10 protein-coding genes are annotated in these 14,827 nt (G+C 61.3%); all 10 read left to right on the top strand.

The window, feature by feature from the left end; translation table 11 throughout:
• Nucleotides 1-68 precede the first annotated feature (68 nt).
• The 10 genes from AC1DYR_RS12440 (at nucleotide 69) to AC1DYR_RS12395 (ending at nucleotide 14,718) form a co-directional block, all read left to right on the top strand.
• On the top strand, nucleotides 69-1,265 hold the full coding sequence (locus AC1DYR_RS12440) for a deoxyguanosinetriphosphate triphosphohydrolase (protein WP_477705364.1): 1,197 nt from the start codon (nucleotides 69-71) through the stop codon (nucleotides 1,263-1,265).
• 31 nt (nucleotides 1,266-1,296) lie between these two features.
• A complete protein-coding gene (locus AC1DYR_RS12435; RefSeq protein WP_477705363.1) occupies nucleotides 1,297-2,541 on the top strand; it encodes an MFS transporter in 1,245 nt (414 codons plus the stop codon).
• Nucleotides 2,542-2,733: 192 nt separating this feature from the next.
• Nucleotides 2,734-3,882, top strand: a complete 1,149-nt coding sequence (locus tag AC1DYR_RS12430; protein WP_477705362.1) for an ABC transporter substrate-binding protein — start codon at nucleotides 2,734-2,736, stop codon at nucleotides 3,880-3,882.
• 128 nt (nucleotides 3,883-4,010) lie between these two features.
• Entirely contained in the window at nucleotides 4,011-4,721 is a 711-nt protein-coding gene (locus AC1DYR_RS12425; RefSeq protein ID WP_477705361.1) for a transposase, read from the top strand.
• A gap of 238 nt (nucleotides 4,722-4,959) precedes the next feature.
• Nucleotides 4,960-9,705, top strand: coding sequence for a glutamate synthase-related protein (locus tag AC1DYR_RS12420; RefSeq protein WP_477705360.1), 4,746 nt, complete (start codon nucleotides 4,960-4,962; stop codon nucleotides 9,703-9,705).
• A 115-nt stretch (nucleotides 9,706-9,820) separates the two neighbouring features.
• Nucleotides 9,821-11,287: a glutamate synthase subunit beta gene (locus tag AC1DYR_RS12415; protein WP_477705359.1), complete on the top strand. Its 1,467-nt coding sequence runs from the start codon at nucleotides 9,821-9,823 to the stop codon at nucleotides 11,285-11,287.
• Between the two features lie 383 nt (nucleotides 11,288-11,670).
• A complete protein-coding gene (locus tag AC1DYR_RS12410; protein ID WP_477705358.1) occupies nucleotides 11,671-12,516 on the top strand; it encodes an ABC transporter ATP-binding protein in 846 nt (281 codons plus the stop codon).
• Entirely contained in the window at nucleotides 12,513-13,307 is a 795-nt protein-coding gene (mlaE, locus tag AC1DYR_RS12405) for a lipid asymmetry maintenance ABC transporter permease subunit MlaE (RefSeq protein WP_477705357.1), read from the top strand. The genes AC1DYR_RS12410 and mlaE overlap by 4 nt, the downstream gene beginning before the upstream one ends.
• Nucleotides 13,308-13,438: 131 nt before the next feature.
• Complete coding sequence (gene mlaD / locus AC1DYR_RS12400; RefSeq protein ID WP_457279721.1) at nucleotides 13,439-13,945, top strand: outer membrane lipid asymmetry maintenance protein MlaD; 507 nt, start codon at nucleotides 13,439-13,441, stop codon at nucleotides 13,943-13,945.
• Nucleotides 13,946-13,956: 11 nt separating this feature from the next.
• The gene (locus AC1DYR_RS12395) at nucleotides 13,957-14,718 is read left to right on the top strand and encodes an MlaA family lipoprotein (RefSeq protein WP_477705356.1); all 762 of its coding nucleotides are present in this window, start codon (nucleotides 13,957-13,959) and stop codon (nucleotides 14,716-14,718) included.
• Nucleotides 14,719-14,827 lie beyond the last annotated feature (109 nt).

The following is a 14,827-nucleotide window of genomic DNA, read 5'->3' as shown; positions in this document are numbered from 1 at the left end:
TTGCTATCAATTCAGGAACTGCTTGCGCTTGTACCGTATGGGATTCCGGTCGTATTTACGTTTAGTCCATGAATCTCCAGCCCTATGCCTGTGACCCTTCGCGTTCGCGTGGCCGCCGCTTTGCCGAGCCTGCTGCGCCAACCCGGTCCGAGTTTCAGCGCGACCGCGACCGTATCGTGCACTCCACCGCTTTTCGGCGCCTGGTGTACAAAACCCAGGTGTTCCTGAATCACGAAGGTGATTTGTTTCGCACCCGGCTGACTCATTCGCTGGAGGTCGCCCAGCTGGGAAGGTCCATCGCCCGCACGCTTCAGCTCAATGAAGATCTCGTGGAAGCCATTGCGCTTGCGCATGACCTGGGCCATACGCCGTTCGGCCATGCCGGCCAGGATGCCTTGAACGCTTGCCTGAAGGCCTGCAACCCGGACAGCGCAGGCTTTGAGCACAACCTCCAAAGCCTGCGCGTGGTGGACTCCCTTGAGGAGCGCTATCCGGCCTACAACGGGCTGAACCTGACCTTTGAGACGCGAGAAGGAATCCTGAAGCATTGTTCCAGGCGCAATGCACGCCATATTGAAGCCCGCGAGCCGGACGGTGTTGCCCGCCGGTTCGTAGAGCCCGCTGACGGGCCGCGCTGGCTGCAACCCGGCCTGGAAGCACAACTGGCCAACCTTGCGGACGAAATAGCCTACAACGCGCACGATATTGACGACGGCGTGCGCTCCGGCCTGTTAAGCCTGGAGCAACTGGAGGGTGTCGAGCTGTTCGCGCAACACTGCCGCGAAACGCAACTGGCGCACCGGGCGTTGAAAGGCCGGCGGCTGCTATTCGAGACCATACGGCGCATGCTCAGTGCCCAGGTCTATAACGTGATGGATGCGACATCGCTTGCGATTCACAAGGTTGCCCCTGCCAGCGTGGACGAAGTTCGCAGGCATCCGGCGCTGGTGTGTTTTACCGAAGAAATGGCGACGCAGTCTGCATCCCTCAAACGTTTTTTGCTGCGAAACCTGTACCGCCACCCGAAAGTGGTGGAAACCACGCAGGCTGCCAAGCAGGTAGTCCGTGACCTGTTCGACGCCTATATGGCCGACCCGGCCCAGATGCCCCAGGCTCACATCGACCGGTTTGACGGCATTGACGCCCCCCATGCGGCGGGCGCAAAACCCGAGAGGGTGGTCGCCGACTACATTGCCGGCATGACAGACCGCTTCGCCGCCAAAGAGCATGAACGCCTTAAGGGGCGCGCAGCTTTTCCGGTTTAGGTGGAGTTGTAGCGGCCCATAGGCAGCAAGCGTGACGGAGCCCCGACCAACAACAACCCCGAGCCCGAACGCGGCCTGGTACGTGATGGCTGCCGGTGTGGTGGCCGCCCTTTACGTGGGAAAACTACCGCCTGCGCTGCCTGTACTGGGAAAGGTATGGGGCGTGACATTGCTGCAGGCCGGATTTCTCCTGTCGCTGGTGCAGCTGGCGGGTATGGTGCTCGGGCTGCTCATCGGGCTTGTTGTGCAGCGTGCCGGCCTCAAGCGCAGTATGGTGGCCGGGCTGCTGGTGTTGGGTGGTGCGGGCTTGCTGGGTGGAATGTCTCCCGATGTGCATTGGCTGCTGGCCGCACGTGTATTCGAAGGGCTGGGATTCCTCTGGGTGGTGTTACCGGCCCCAGCCATGATCCGCCAGTTGGTGCCACAAGAGCGGCTCAACGGCATGCTGGGAGTATGGGGCGCCTACATGCCGCTGGGGGCCTCTCTGGCCTTGCTGGGTGGCCCCGCGATCATCGGGCTGGCCGCACCGGACTGGGGTTGGCGAATTTTGTGGTGGTTTCTGGCCGTACTGGCCGCAGTGCTGGCTTTGCTGGTCGTGTGGCAAGTCCCCGCACAGGGGCATCTGCATGATGGCATGTCCTCCCGGCAGTCGCCGGCTCCTCATTTCCGTGGCGGAGATATTGTCCGCGCGACCCTGCGGTCGCGCGCAGCCTGGTACATGGCTGTTGCTTTTGCGATGTACTCGGGGCAGTGGCTTGCCGTGGTCGGTTTCCTGCCGTCCATCTACACCCAGGCTGGTGTGAGTGGTGCATGGGTGGCCTGGCTCACGGCGCTTGCGGCTGCCGTCAATATCATCGGCAACGTCGCGGCAGGCAGGTTGCTGGAGCGTGGTGCACGACCGGTGGTTCTGCTTGGGGCAGGCTTCCTGTCGATGGCTGGAGGTGCCCAGCTCGCATTTGCCGTCCAACTGCCCCCGGAAATACAGTACGTGGCCATACTGGTCTTCTCGATGGTGGGCGGCCTGATCCCCGCAACGCTGTTTAACCTGGCCATCCAGCTTGCGCCCCGCCGTGATGCCGTGTCCACCACCGTTGGCTGGGTCCAGCAGTGGTCGGCGCTGGGGCAATTTGCCGGTCCTCCGCTGGTTGCCTGGGTGGCCGGCACTGCGGGAGGGTGGCAATGGACGGGTTGGCTTGCGACGGCCGGCTGTGCCGTCGCCCTCGTGTTGGCAATCTTGCTTCATCGCTTGCCTGGATCTGCTTGCCAACGCACTTGAACGGGCGTAAGTTGGCGCCCCATGCGCATAGGCTTATGACGTGTTGGCATTCCCACGCTGGTTTTTGGTGGTTGTACAGATTACGCTGAGGGTCTGCGCACAATCTGTGACATTTCTTCGGAATATTGAGCGCATGCTGAGGTACGGGCATCAAACCTGCTTTGGCTATTTCGTCTCTCAAAAGGTGTTCTCATGGGTCTCAATCGACGTCAACTAATTCTGCGCGGGGTTTCCGCGGGCGCTGCGGTAGCAAGCCCTGCGCTCTGGGCTCAAAGCAAAACCAGCCGCAAGATTCTTCTTGGCCAATCGGTGCCCTTGACCGGTGCAGCCGACCAGATCGGTCTGGCGTATCTGAATGGAGCAAAGATTTATTTCGATGCCATCAATGCAAAGGGCGGTGCCGGCGGCCATAAGATAGAAGTCAAGACACTCGACGACGGCTACAACCCGGCCAAGGCTGCCGCCAATGCCAAGCAGTTGATCGACGAAGGCGTAGACGCGCTGTTCGGCTTTGCCGGAACAGCCAGCTGTGACGCCGCGTTTGCCGCTTCCAAGGCGTCCGGAGCGCTCTTTTTCGCGCCTTTTGCGGCGTCGGACGCGCTGCACGATCCTGCTCTGGCAAACATATTTCATGTGCGCCCGGCGCTGGCTGACGAGGCCTACAAAATTGCACGCCACTGCGCCACCCTCAACCAGGACCGTATCGGTGTATTTGCCGAAGATGACGCCATGGGGCGGGGCGGCCTTGCAGCGGTCAACCAGGCCCTGATCGATCTGAAGCGCCCGGCCATCGTTGGCAGCGCCCTGTCCCCGGTCAACAGCGACAAGGTCGATGCCGCAGTAGCGCAGCTGATGAAGGCGCAACCCCAGGCCGTGATCCAGGTCAGCCTGTTCAATTCATCGGCGGCGTTTATCCGCAAGATGCGCCAGGCCGGCTTCGGCGGGCAGTTCCTCAATTTCTCCGTCGTGGGTATCGATCCGCTGTTCAGTGCCTTGGGCAAGGAGATAGGCGGCGTGGTGATCTCGCAGGTGGTGCCGTCGCCACGCAGTACGGGTACACCCATCATCAAGGAGTACCTGGATGTACTGAACCAGACGGACCAGACGCCGAGTTACGAGAGTGTGGAGGGTTATATTGCTGCCCGTACTTTTGCCGAAGGTGTGCGCCGCAGTGCGGCCGGCAGCGGCAAACCCGACAGGGCAGGCCTGCAAAAGGCGTTTGAAACCATGACGGACTACGACGTGGGCGGCTTTCGTGTGAACCTTCGCCCCAAGAAATACGAATCGGTGCGCGCGATTGACCTGGTCACCATCACGCCTGACGGCAAAGTCGTTCGTTAAGCGTTCTGACTCTGTGCGGGCGCCCGCCTTGCCGGCGCTTTGAAGGGTGTCCATTTGCGCAATATCGGAACGGCGAAATTGGGGTCAGATTCCTTTTATCATGGTGCAAACTCCAGGCATCGCACCCTATGGCCCGTCTTCCCCGGCTGACGCTTCCCGGCTATCCCCACCATATCATCCAGCGGGGCAATAACCGCCAGACCGTCTTTTCATCGGTGGCCGACCACCAGATGTTTTTGGCGCTTCTGGACGAAAGCGCCCGCAAATTCGGCGTCGCCCTGCATGCCTATGTGCTGATGGAAAACCACTTCCATCTGCTTGCAACGCCTTCCACGGCCGAAGGGCTGCCGAGGATGATGCAAGCGGCGGGGCGGCGCTACGTGCGCTATTTCAACGACAGCCAGGGCCGCTCCGGCACCCTGTGGGAAGGGCGTTACCGCGCCACGGTCATCGAGGCCGAGCGCTACCTGCTGCCGTGCATGGCCTACATGGACCTCAACCCGGTTCGCGCGGGGCTGGTGGCCGAGGCCAAAGACTACCCCTGGTCCAGCTACGTCCACTATGCCGGCTTGCGGCTGGACAACCTGCTGACGCCGCATCCGCTGGTTTGGGCGCTGGGAAACACACCCTTCGCCCGGGAGGTGGCCTACGCCGAACTGGTGCGCGCCGGCATCACGCTGGAGCAGCAGGAGCAGCTGACCCGTTCGGCCTTGAGCGGTTGGGCGCTGGGAGGTGAGGGCTTTGTCTCGGAACTGCAAAAACGGACAGAGCGCCGCATCACCAAAAACCTGCCCGGGCGGCCAGTTCGCATCCAAAATGAGGAAGAAAATGGCCTATAGCCCAGTCTTTATGTGGATTTATTGCTATCAAATTTGATGTGTCCCTAATTTAATGTTGATTAAATTGATCGGTATTTAATTAGAATCTGACCCTATTTAAAACGCTTGGCATTGTTGTTGCAATGCAATATGCTCCCATTCCCTGCGAAAAATTATGAACCTTGCGGATGGATGCGTTGCCGGGGCCTTTTCAGAAGCCGCGCGGCATCGCCGTCATCCCAACTGACGAGGAATTGCCATGACCACGGCTGCTGAAATCAAGCATTTTGAAGAAAACGGTTTGTACTCCGGTGCGAACGAACACGATGCCTGCGGCGTCGGTTTTGTGGCCCACATCAAGGGGCACAAAAGCCACGCCATCGTCCAGCAAGGCCTGAAAATCCTCGAAAACCTCGATCATCGGGGCGCAGTGGGCGCTGACAAATTGATGGGCGACGGCGCCGGCATCCTGATCCAGCTGCCTGACGCGCTTTACCGCGAAGAAATGGCCAGCCAGGGCGTGCAGCTGCCGCCGCCCGGCGAATACGGCGTCGGCATGGTGTTTCTGCCCAAAGAGCACGCCTCCCGCCTCGCGTGCGAACAGGCGCTGGAGCGCGCCGTCAAGGCCGAAGGCCAGGTACTGCTGGGCTGGCGCGATGTGCCGGTCAACCGCGACATGCCGATGTCGCCCACCGTGCGCGAAAAAGAACCCATCCTGCGCCAGATCTTCATCGGCCGCGGCAACGACGTCATCGTGCAGGACGCGCTGGAGCGCAAGCTGTACGTGATCCGCAAGACCGCCAGCGCCGCCATCCAGAACCTTCGCCTGACGCACAGCAAAGAGTATTACGTGCCCAGCATGTCCAGTCGCACCGTGGTCTACAAAGGCCTTTTGCTGGCTGATCAAGTGGGTACCTACTACCGTGACTTGACGGACCCACGCTGCGTCTCCGCGCTCGGCCTCGTGCACCAGCGTTTTTCCACCAACACCTTCCCCGAATGGCCGCTGGCCCACCCCTACCGCTATGTGGCGCACAACGGCGAGATCAACACCGTCAAGGGCAACTACAACTGGATGAAGGCGCGCGAAGGCGTGATGTCATCGCCGGTGCTGGGCGCCGACCTGCAAAAGCTCTACCCCATCAGCTTTGCCAGCCAGTCCGACACCGCAACGTTTGACAATTGCCTGGAGCTGCTGACCATGGCCGGCTACCCCATCAGCCAGGCTGTGATGATGATGATTCCCGAACCTTGGGAACAGCACACCACCATGGACGAGCGCCGCAAGGCCTTCTATGAATACCACGCCGCCATGCTGGAGCCCTGGGACGGCCCGGCCTCCATCGTGTTCACCGACGGCCGCCAGATCGGCGCCACGCTGGACCGCAATGGCCTGCGCCCCTCCCGTTACTGCGTGACCGACGACGACCTGGTCATCATGGCCTCCGAATCGGGCGTGCTGCCGATTCCCGAGCACAAGATCGTGCGCAAATGGCGCCTGCAACCCGGCAAGATGTTCCTGATCGACCTCGAGCAAGGCCGCATGGTCGACGACGAAGAAATCAAGGCCACGCTGGCCCACAGCAAGCCCTACAAGCAGTGGATTGAAAACCTCCGTATCAAGCTGGACGACCTGGCCGGCAAAACCGCCAAGACTGCTCCGGTCACTGTGCCCGCCGCCTCCAGCATTGCCTTGCTTGACCGCCAGCAGGCCTTCGGCTACACGCAAGAAGACATCAAGTTCCTGATGTCCCCCATGGCCGCCAACGGCGAAGAGGCCACCGGCTCCATGGGCAACGACAGCCCTCTGGCCGTGCTGTCCAACAAGAACAAGCCGCTCTACAACTACTTCAAGCAGTTGTTTGCGCAGGTGACCAACCCGCCTATCGACCCGATCCGCGAAGCGATCGTGATGTCGCTGGTGTCCTTCATCGGTCCCAAGCCCAACCTGCTGGACATCAACCAGGTCAACCCGCCGATGCGGCTGGAAGTCAGCCAGCCCGTGCTCAACGTGGCCGACATGCAAAAGCTGCGCGACATCGAAGCGCACACCCAGGGCAAGTTCAAGAGCTACACCCTGGACATCACCTACCCGCTGACCTGGGGCCACGAGGGCGTTGAGGCCAAGCTGGCCTCGCTGTGCGCCGAGGCGGTTGATGCGATCAAAGACGGCAAGAACATCCTGATCATCAGCGACCGCGGGATTAGCGCCACACAGGTTGCCATTCCGGCCCTGCTGGCGCTGTCGGCGATTCACCAGCACCTGGTGAAAGAAGGCCTGCGCACGACCGCCGGCCTGGTGGTTGAAACCGGCTCCGCGCGCGAAGTGCACCACTTCGCCGTTCTGGCCGGCTACGGCGCTGAAGCCGTGCATCCCTACCTCGCCATGGAAACCCTGGCTGAGCTGTCCAGGGGCCTGCCGGGCGACCTCAGCACCGACAAGGCCGTCTACAACTACACCAAGGCCATCGGCAAGGGCCTGTCCAAGATCATGTCCAAGATGGGTGTGTCGACCTACATGAGCTACTGCGGCGCGCAGCTGTTCGAGGCCATCGGCCTGAACAAGGGCACCGTGGCGAAGTTCTTCACCGGCACGGCCAGCCAGGTCGAAGGCATGGGCGTGTTCGAGATCGCCGAAGAAGCGCTGCGCATGCACCGCGCGGCTTTCAGCGACGACCCGGTGCTGGCCAACATGCTGGACGCCGGCGGCGAATACGCCTGGCGCGTGCGCGGCGAAGACCACATGTGGACGCCCGATGCGATTGCCAAGCTGCAGCATTCCACCCGTTCCAACAACTGGAACACCTACAAGGAATACGCCCAGCTGATCAACGACCAGAACCGCCGCCACATGACGCTGCGCGGCCTGTTCGAGTTCAAGATCGACCCGTCCAAAGCCATCCCGATCGACGAAGTCGAGCCGGCCAAGGAGATCGTCAAACGTTTCGCCACCGGCGCCATGTCGCTGGGCTCTATCAGCACCGAGGCTCACGCCACACTGGCCGTGGCCATGAACCGCATCGGCGGCAAGAGCAACACGGGCGAGGGCGGTGAAGACCCGAACCGTTACCGGCAAGAGCTCAAGGGCATCCCGATCAAGAAGGGCGAGACGCTGAAAAGCGTGATCGGCCCGAAACAGGTCGAGGTCGATTTGCCGCTGCAAGACGGCGACTCGCTGCGTTCGCGCATCAAGCAGGTGGCGTCGGGCCGTTTCGGCGTCACGGCTGAATACCTGGTGTCTGCCGACCAGATCCAGATCAAGATGGCGCAGGGCGCCAAGCCCGGCGAGGGCGGCCAGCTGCCCGGCGGCAAGGTCAGCGAATACATCGGCTCGCTGCGCTACTCAGTGCCCGGCGTGGGTTTGATCTCGCCGCCTCCGCACCACGACATCTACTCCATCGAAGATCTGGCCCAGCTGATCCACGACCTGAAGAACGTCAACCCGCGCGCCAGCATCAGCGTCAAGCTGGTCAGTGAAGTGGGTGTCGGCACCATCGCGGCGGGCGTGGCCAAGGCCAAGTCCGACCACGTGGTGATTGCAGGCCATGACGGCGGTACAGGCGCTTCGCCGTGGTCGTCCATCAAGCATGCCGGTTCGCCTTGGGAAATCGGCCTGGCCGAAACCCAGCAAACCCTGGTGCTCAACCGCCTGCGCGGCCGCATCCGTGTGCAGGCCGACGGCCAGATGAAAACCGGCCGCGACGTCATCATTGGCGCGCTGCTGGGCGCCGACGAATTCGGCTTCGCCACGGCGCCGCTGGTGGTTGAAGGCTGCATCATGATGCGCAAGTGCCACCTCAACACCTGCCCTGTTGGTGTCGCTACGCAAGACCCGGTGCTGCGCCAGAAATTCAGCGGCAAGCCCGAACATGTCGTCAACTACTTCTTCTTCGTCGCCGAAGAGGCGCGCCAGCTCATGGCGCAGCTCGGCGTGCGCAAGTTTGACGACCTGATCGGCCGCGCCGACCTGCTCGACACGCAAAAAGGCATTGAGCACTGGAAAGCCAGCGGTCTCGATTTCGCCCGCCTGTTCTACCAGCCGAATGTGCCGGCCGACGTGCCGCGCATGCACGTCATGGAACAAGACCACGCGCTCGAAAAAGCGCTGGACGTGCGTCTGATCGAAAAGTCCAAAGCCGCGATTGAAAAGGGCGAAAAAGTCCAGTTCATCGAGGTGGCGCGCAACGTCAACCGCACCGTCGGCGCCATGCTGTCGGGCGAGCTGACACGGCACCACCCACAAGGCTTGCCCGACGACACGCTGCGCATCCAGCTGGAAGGCACCGGCGGCCAGTCCTTCGGCGCCTTCCTGGCCAAGGGCATCACCATGTACCTGATCGGTGACGCCAACGACTACACCGGCAAGGGTCTTTCCGGCGGCCGCATCGTCGTGCGCCCCAGCATCGACTTCCGCGGCGACGCGGTGAAGAACACCATCGTCGGCAACACCGTGCTCTACGGCGCGACCACCGGCGAGGCCTTCTTTAGCGGCGTGGCCGGTGAGCGTTTTGCCGTGCGCCTGTCGGGCGCCACGGCAGTCGTCGAAGGCACGGGCGACCACGGCTGTGAATACATGACGGGCGGCACCGTCGCCGTGCTGGGCAAAACCGGCCGCAACTTCGCTGCCGGCATGAGCGGCGGCGTGGCTTATGTATATGACGAGGACGGCTTGTTTGCCACGCGTTGCAACACCTCCATGGTGTCGATGGACCGCGTGGTCACCACATCCGAACAGCACACGCATGACAAGGCCGAATGGCATGCGGGCGAAAGCGACGAGGAATTGCTCAAGCGCCTCCTGCAAGACCACAACCGCTGGACCGGCAGCAAGCGTGCGCGCGAACTGCTCGACAACTGGAGCGAGTCACGCCTGAAGTTTGTGAAGGTCTTCCCGAACGAATACAAGAAGGCCCTGATTGAGCGCAAGGAACGCCGCCTGGAAGCCGCGACCGAGACCACAAGGGCCCAGGTCGCCACCAACCAGGAAGCGGTGGCGGCCAAGTAAGGCTGCTGAAGCTCTCACGCCACCTTACGTTTGCTATTAAATTTATAGCTGCTTGCGCTTATCTTTAAAGGGCTGGCGGCATAAAACGCTTAAAAGAATTGCACAGGACTTCATCATGGGAAAAATCACCGGCTTCATGGAATACGAGCGCATCGAGGAGGGCTACAAGCCCGTGCCGGAGCGCCTGAAGAACTACAAGGAATTTGTCATCGGGCTGGACGACGCGCAGGCCAACAAGCAGGCCGCGCGCTGCATGGACTGCGGCACGCCCTTTTGCAACAGCGGCTGCCCGGTCAACAACATCATTCCGGACTTCAACGACATGGTGTTCCGCTCTGATTGGAAAAACGCGATCGACACGCTGCACAGCACCAACAATTTCCCCGAGTTCACCGGCCGCATCTGCCCCGCGCCCTGCGAAGCCGCCTGCACGCTGAACGTGAATGACGACGCCGTAGGCATCAAGTCGATTGAGCACGCCATCATCGACCGCGCCTGGTCCGAAGGCTGGGTCAAACCCGTGATGCCCAAGCACAAGACCGGCAAGAAGGTTGCCGTGGTCGGTTCCGGCCCCGCCGGCATGGCCGCTGCGCAGCAACTGGCGCGCGCCGGCCATGACGTGACGTTGTTCGAGAAGAATGACCGCATCGGCGGCCTGCTGCGCTACGGCATCCCCGACTTCAAGATGGAAAAGGTCCACATCGACCGCCGCGTCGAGCAGATGAAGGCCGAGGGCGTGAACTTTCGCACCGGTGTGATGGTGGGCAGCCTGCCAAAGGACTCCAAGGTTACCAACTGGGCGAAAGAAAGCATCACGCCCGAGCAACTGCAAAAAGACTTCGACGCCGTGATCCTCACGGGCGGCGCCGAGCAGTCGCGCGACCTGCCCGTGCCCGGCCGCGACCTGGACGGCGTGCACTTCGCGATGGAGTTTTTGCCCCAGCAAAACAAGATCAACGCAGGTGACAAGGTCAAAGGCCAATTGCGCGCAGACGGCAAGCACGTCATCGTGATCGGTGGCGGCGATACGGGTTCTGATTGCGTGGGCACCAGCAACCGCCACGGCGCTGTCAGCGTCACGCAGTTCGAGCTGATGCCCCAGCCGCCCGAAGAAGAAAACCGCCCCATGACCTGGCCTTACTGGCCGATCAAGCTGCGTACGTCTTCCAGCCACGAAGAAGGCTGCGAGCGCCAATTCGCCATCTCCACCAAAGAGCTGATGGGCGAAAAAGGCAAAGTCACGGGCCTGAAGACCGTTCGCGTCGAATGGAAAGACGGCAAGATGGTGGAAGTGCCCGGCTCCGAGCAAACCCTCAAGGCCGACCTGGTGCTGCTGGCTATGGGCTTTATCTCACCGGTGGCGTCGGTTCTGGATGCGTTCGGCATCGAAAAAGACAACCGCGGCAACGCCAAGGCCCATACCGACTTCACCGGCGGCTACGCCACCAACGTGCCCAAGGTGTTTGCGGCAGGCGACATCCGCCGCGGCCAGAGCCTGGTGGTCTGGGCGATTCGCGAAGGCCGCCAGGCCGCGCGTGCTGTCGACGAGTTTTTGATGGGTTTTAGCGATCTGCCTCGCTAAGTGCCAGCGTTTATAAATCGCCAAAAAAGGGCGATCAAGAGGCCCAGGTTGGTGCCCGGGTTGCGTGAAATGGCGCCAAACCCCCAGGAATCCCCCAATTGGCGTGACGGTCCGTTGCGCTTTGCGCACACCTGCCTGGTTGGCAAATAACACCGAAAATCCCGGGCGCTATCAAAAAAATAGCTGCTTGCGCCGGATGGTCGTGGCTTGCGGCCACTATCTGCCCGATAAAGCGGCCGTTTTTTTGGGCCACCCTCGCTGCTTTAGGCCGCTCAGCCCAAGGTTTTTGGTTTGCGGTCAGGGGCTGTATAAGGGCAAACCCCGTATCATTCGGTATTACTTACCCAAGCCAGCACGCCTGCTGGCCTGTCTTTTCTCCTTCAATGCCCGACATTTCCGCTTCATCATTGGTTGAGTTCAAGGATGTGACGTTTTCCTATCCCGGCTCCGCCGGTGATCGCGTCATCCTGGACAAGGTCACGCTGTCCGTGCCTCGCGGCAAGGTTACCGCGCTGATGGGCGCTTCGGGAGGCGGCAAAACCACCGTGCTGCGCCTCATCGGCGGGCAGCAAAAGGCTGTCAGCGGCGCTGTGCTGTTCGACGGCAAGGACGTCGGCCAGCTGGCCCAGGCGGAACTCTACGCCGCGCGCCGTCGCATGGGCATGCTGTTCCAGTTCGGTGCGTTGTTCACCGATCTGAGTGTTTTCGACAATGTGGCGTTTCCCTTGCGCGAGCACACCGAATTGGGTGAAGCCCTGATCCGCGATATCGTGCTGATGAAACTCAATGCGGTGGGCCTGCGCGGCGCGCGGGACCTGCTGCCCAGCGAGATTTCGGGCGGCATGGCCCGCCGGGTTGCGCTGGCGCGGGCCATTGTGCTGGATCCGGAACTCATCATGTACGATGAACCGTTCTCCGGGCTCGATCCGATCTCGCTCGGCACCGCCGCGCAGCTCATACGCCAGCTCAATGATACGCTGGGCATCACCAGCGTGGTGGTGTCGCATGATCTGGAAGAAACCTTCCGCATTGCCGACAAGGTCATCATCCTGGCCAATGGCGGCATTGCGGCGCAGGGCACACCCGACGAGGTGCGTCGCTCCACCGATCCGCTGGTGCACCAGTTTGTCAATGCCGAAAGCGAAGGCCCCGTGAAATTCCACTATCCGGGCCCCACTGTGGAGGCCGATTTCGGCAGCCCGGCGGCCAAATCAGGGAAGCGCGCATGAGCCGCTATAGCCCTGCCGCCCTGATTTCAGGCCTCGGTTTTTCCGTGCGCAGCCAGCTGGCCGAGCTGGGCTATGCTGCGCGGCTGATGTCCCGGCTGGTGGCCCTGACCGGCCCCGCCCTGGCCCGCTTTGGCCTGGTGCGCGACCAAATCTTCTTTTTGGGCAACTACTCGCTGGCCATCATTGCCGTGTCCGGCCTTTTTGTCGGCTTTGTGCTGGGGCTGCAGGGCTACTACACGCTGCAGCGCTATGGCTCGGCAGAAGCACTGGGCTTGCTGGTGGCGCTCAGCCTCGTGCGCGAACTCGGGCCGGTGGTCACTGCTTTGCTGTTTGCCGGCCGTGCCGGCACGGCGTTGACGGCCGAAATCGGCCTGATGAAAGCCGGCGAACAGCTCTCAGCCATGGAAATGATGGCGGTGGACCCGGTGCGGCGCATCCTGGCGCCCCGTTTCTGGGGCGGCATCATCGCCATGCCCCTTCTGGCTGCCGTGTTCAGCGCGGTGGGCATCATGGGTGGCTGGCTGGTGGGCGTGGTCATGATCGGTATTGATGCGGGCTCCTTCTGGAGCCAGATGCAGTCGGGAGTCGATGTCTGGCGCGACGTAGGCAACGGCATCATCAAGAGCTTTGTGTTTGGCGTCACGGTCACTTTTGTGGCCTTGCACCAGGGTTTCGAGGCCCAGCCGACGCCCGAGGGCGTGTCGCGCGCGACCACGCGGACCGTGGTGGTTGCGTCGCTGGCCGTGCTCGGGCTGGATTTCCTGCTGACCGCCTCGATGTTCAGCCTTTAAAACCGTCTTCATACATTTTTAATTCGCCCATGAGAAAATCCTGCTTCCCAGTGTTTGCCTTGGGTGAGCCCCACAAGGACAAAACAGCCCGGAATGGCGAAAACGCCGGACCAGGCCACTGAAAGAAAACGATGCAACGTTCCAAAAATGATCTGTGGGTGGGTTTGTTCGTGTTGATTGGCGGCGCCGCCATCCTGTTTCTGGCGCTCAAGTCCGCGAATCTGCTCAGCCTGAATTTCGACACCTCGTACAAGGTGACGGCGAAATTCGACAACATTGGCGGCCTCAAGCCGCGAGCCGCGGTCAAAAGCGCTGGCGTGGTGGTGGGCAGGGTTGAAAACATCACTTTCGATGACAAGTCCTACCAGGCCAGCGTCAATCTGGCCATGGAAAGCCGTTACGTGTTTCCGAAAGACAGCTCGCTGAAGATTTTGACCAGCGGGTTGCTGGGCGAGCAGTACATCGGCGTGGAGGCCGGTGGGGACGAGAAAAATCTTGCCGCGGGGGACGTAGTCAAAAACACGCAGTCCGCCGTGGTGCTTGAGAATCTGATCAGCCAGTTTTTATACAGCAAGGCGGCAGACAGCAGTTCCGGATCAGGGTCTGCGCCGCCATCAGGGACGCCAGAAAAAAAATGACAGCAGAAATCATGATGAAAAAACCGGCCGGCTGGGCTGCGGCAGTGCTTGCACTGGCATTTCTTCAGGGGTGTGCTACCGGTCCCAATGCGAGTCCGTCCGATCCGCTGGAGCCGTTCAACCGGACCATGTTCAATTTCAATGACGGTGTGGACCGCGCCGTCGTCAAACCCGTGGCAACCGCGTACCGGGATATCACGCCTGCGCCTGTGCGCACCGGTGTCACCAATTTCTTCGGCAACATTTCCGACGTGTGGTCCACCGTCAACAACCTGCTCCAGGGTAAAGGCCAGGCTTCTATCGAGAGTTTTTTCCGCGTCACGACCAATACCATCTGGGGCGTGGGTGGCATTTTTGACGTTGCCAGCGATCTGAAAATTCCCAAGCACTCGGAAGATTTTGGCCAGACGCTCGGCGTTTGGGGTGTGGGCTCGGGTCCCTACCTCGTGCTGCCTTTGCTGGGCCCTTCTTCCGCGCGTGATTCGGTAGGTTCGCTGGTTGATTACCAGGGCGACCTGGTAAGCCGGATCGACAATGTCCGTGCCCGCAATTCCCTGACGACTTTGCGCCTGGTGAATGCCAGGGCCAACGTGCTCGGGGCCGGCGATGTCCTGGACCAGGCCGCACTCGACAAATACAGCTTCACCCGCGAAATCTACCTGCAGCGCCGCCGCAGCCTGATAGGTGGGACTTCGGAAGAGAAAGAGGAGCGTTACGATTTGCCGGAAGGCGCATCGGCCGCCCCCGCGGCACCAGCCTCCGCCGCCAAATAGCGTCCTGCCGGGTTTGAACAGGGGTCAAAAGGTTGTTGATTGCAAACAATATTTACAAGACTGCCGTAAAACTTCATTCACAGCCCGGAAACCATCCCGCAGAATAACC

Source organism: Polaromonas sp. P1_F9 (assembly GCF_056405615.1).
Note: the sequence above shows the minus strand (reverse complement) of the source record. Positions and strands in the feature narration are given on the sequence as shown.

What these genes read in the sequence shown, in the direction of transcription:
- AC1DYR_RS12440 (WP_477705364.1), top strand. Translation starts at nt 69, where the DNA reads ATGAATCTCCAGCCCTATGCCTGTGACCCTTCGCGTTCGCGTGGCCGC.
- AC1DYR_RS12430 (WP_477705362.1), top strand. Translation starts at nt 2,734, where the DNA reads ATGGGTCTCAATCGACGTCAACTAATTCTGCGCGGGGTTTCCGCGGGC.
- AC1DYR_RS12425 (WP_477705361.1), top strand. Translation starts at nt 4,011, where the DNA reads ATGGCCCGTCTTCCCCGGCTGACGCTTCCCGGCTATCCCCACCATATC.
- AC1DYR_RS12420 (WP_477705360.1), top strand. Translation starts at nt 4,960, where the DNA reads ATGACCACGGCTGCTGAAATCAAGCATTTTGAAGAAAACGGTTTGTAC.
- AC1DYR_RS12415 (WP_477705359.1), top strand. Translation starts at nt 9,821, where the DNA reads ATGGGAAAAATCACCGGCTTCATGGAATACGAGCGCATCGAGGAGGGC.
- AC1DYR_RS12410 (WP_477705358.1), top strand. Translation starts at nt 11,671, where the DNA reads ATGCCCGACATTTCCGCTTCATCATTGGTTGAGTTCAAGGATGTGACG.
- mlaE (WP_477705357.1), top strand. Translation starts at nt 12,513, where the DNA reads ATGAGCCGCTATAGCCCTGCCGCCCTGATTTCAGGCCTCGGTTTTTCC.
- mlaD (WP_457279721.1), top strand. Translation starts at nt 13,439, where the DNA reads ATGCAACGTTCCAAAAATGATCTGTGGGTGGGTTTGTTCGTGTTGATT.
- AC1DYR_RS12395 (WP_477705356.1), top strand. Translation starts at nt 13,957, where the DNA reads ATGATGAAAAAACCGGCCGGCTGGGCTGCGGCAGTGCTTGCACTGGCA.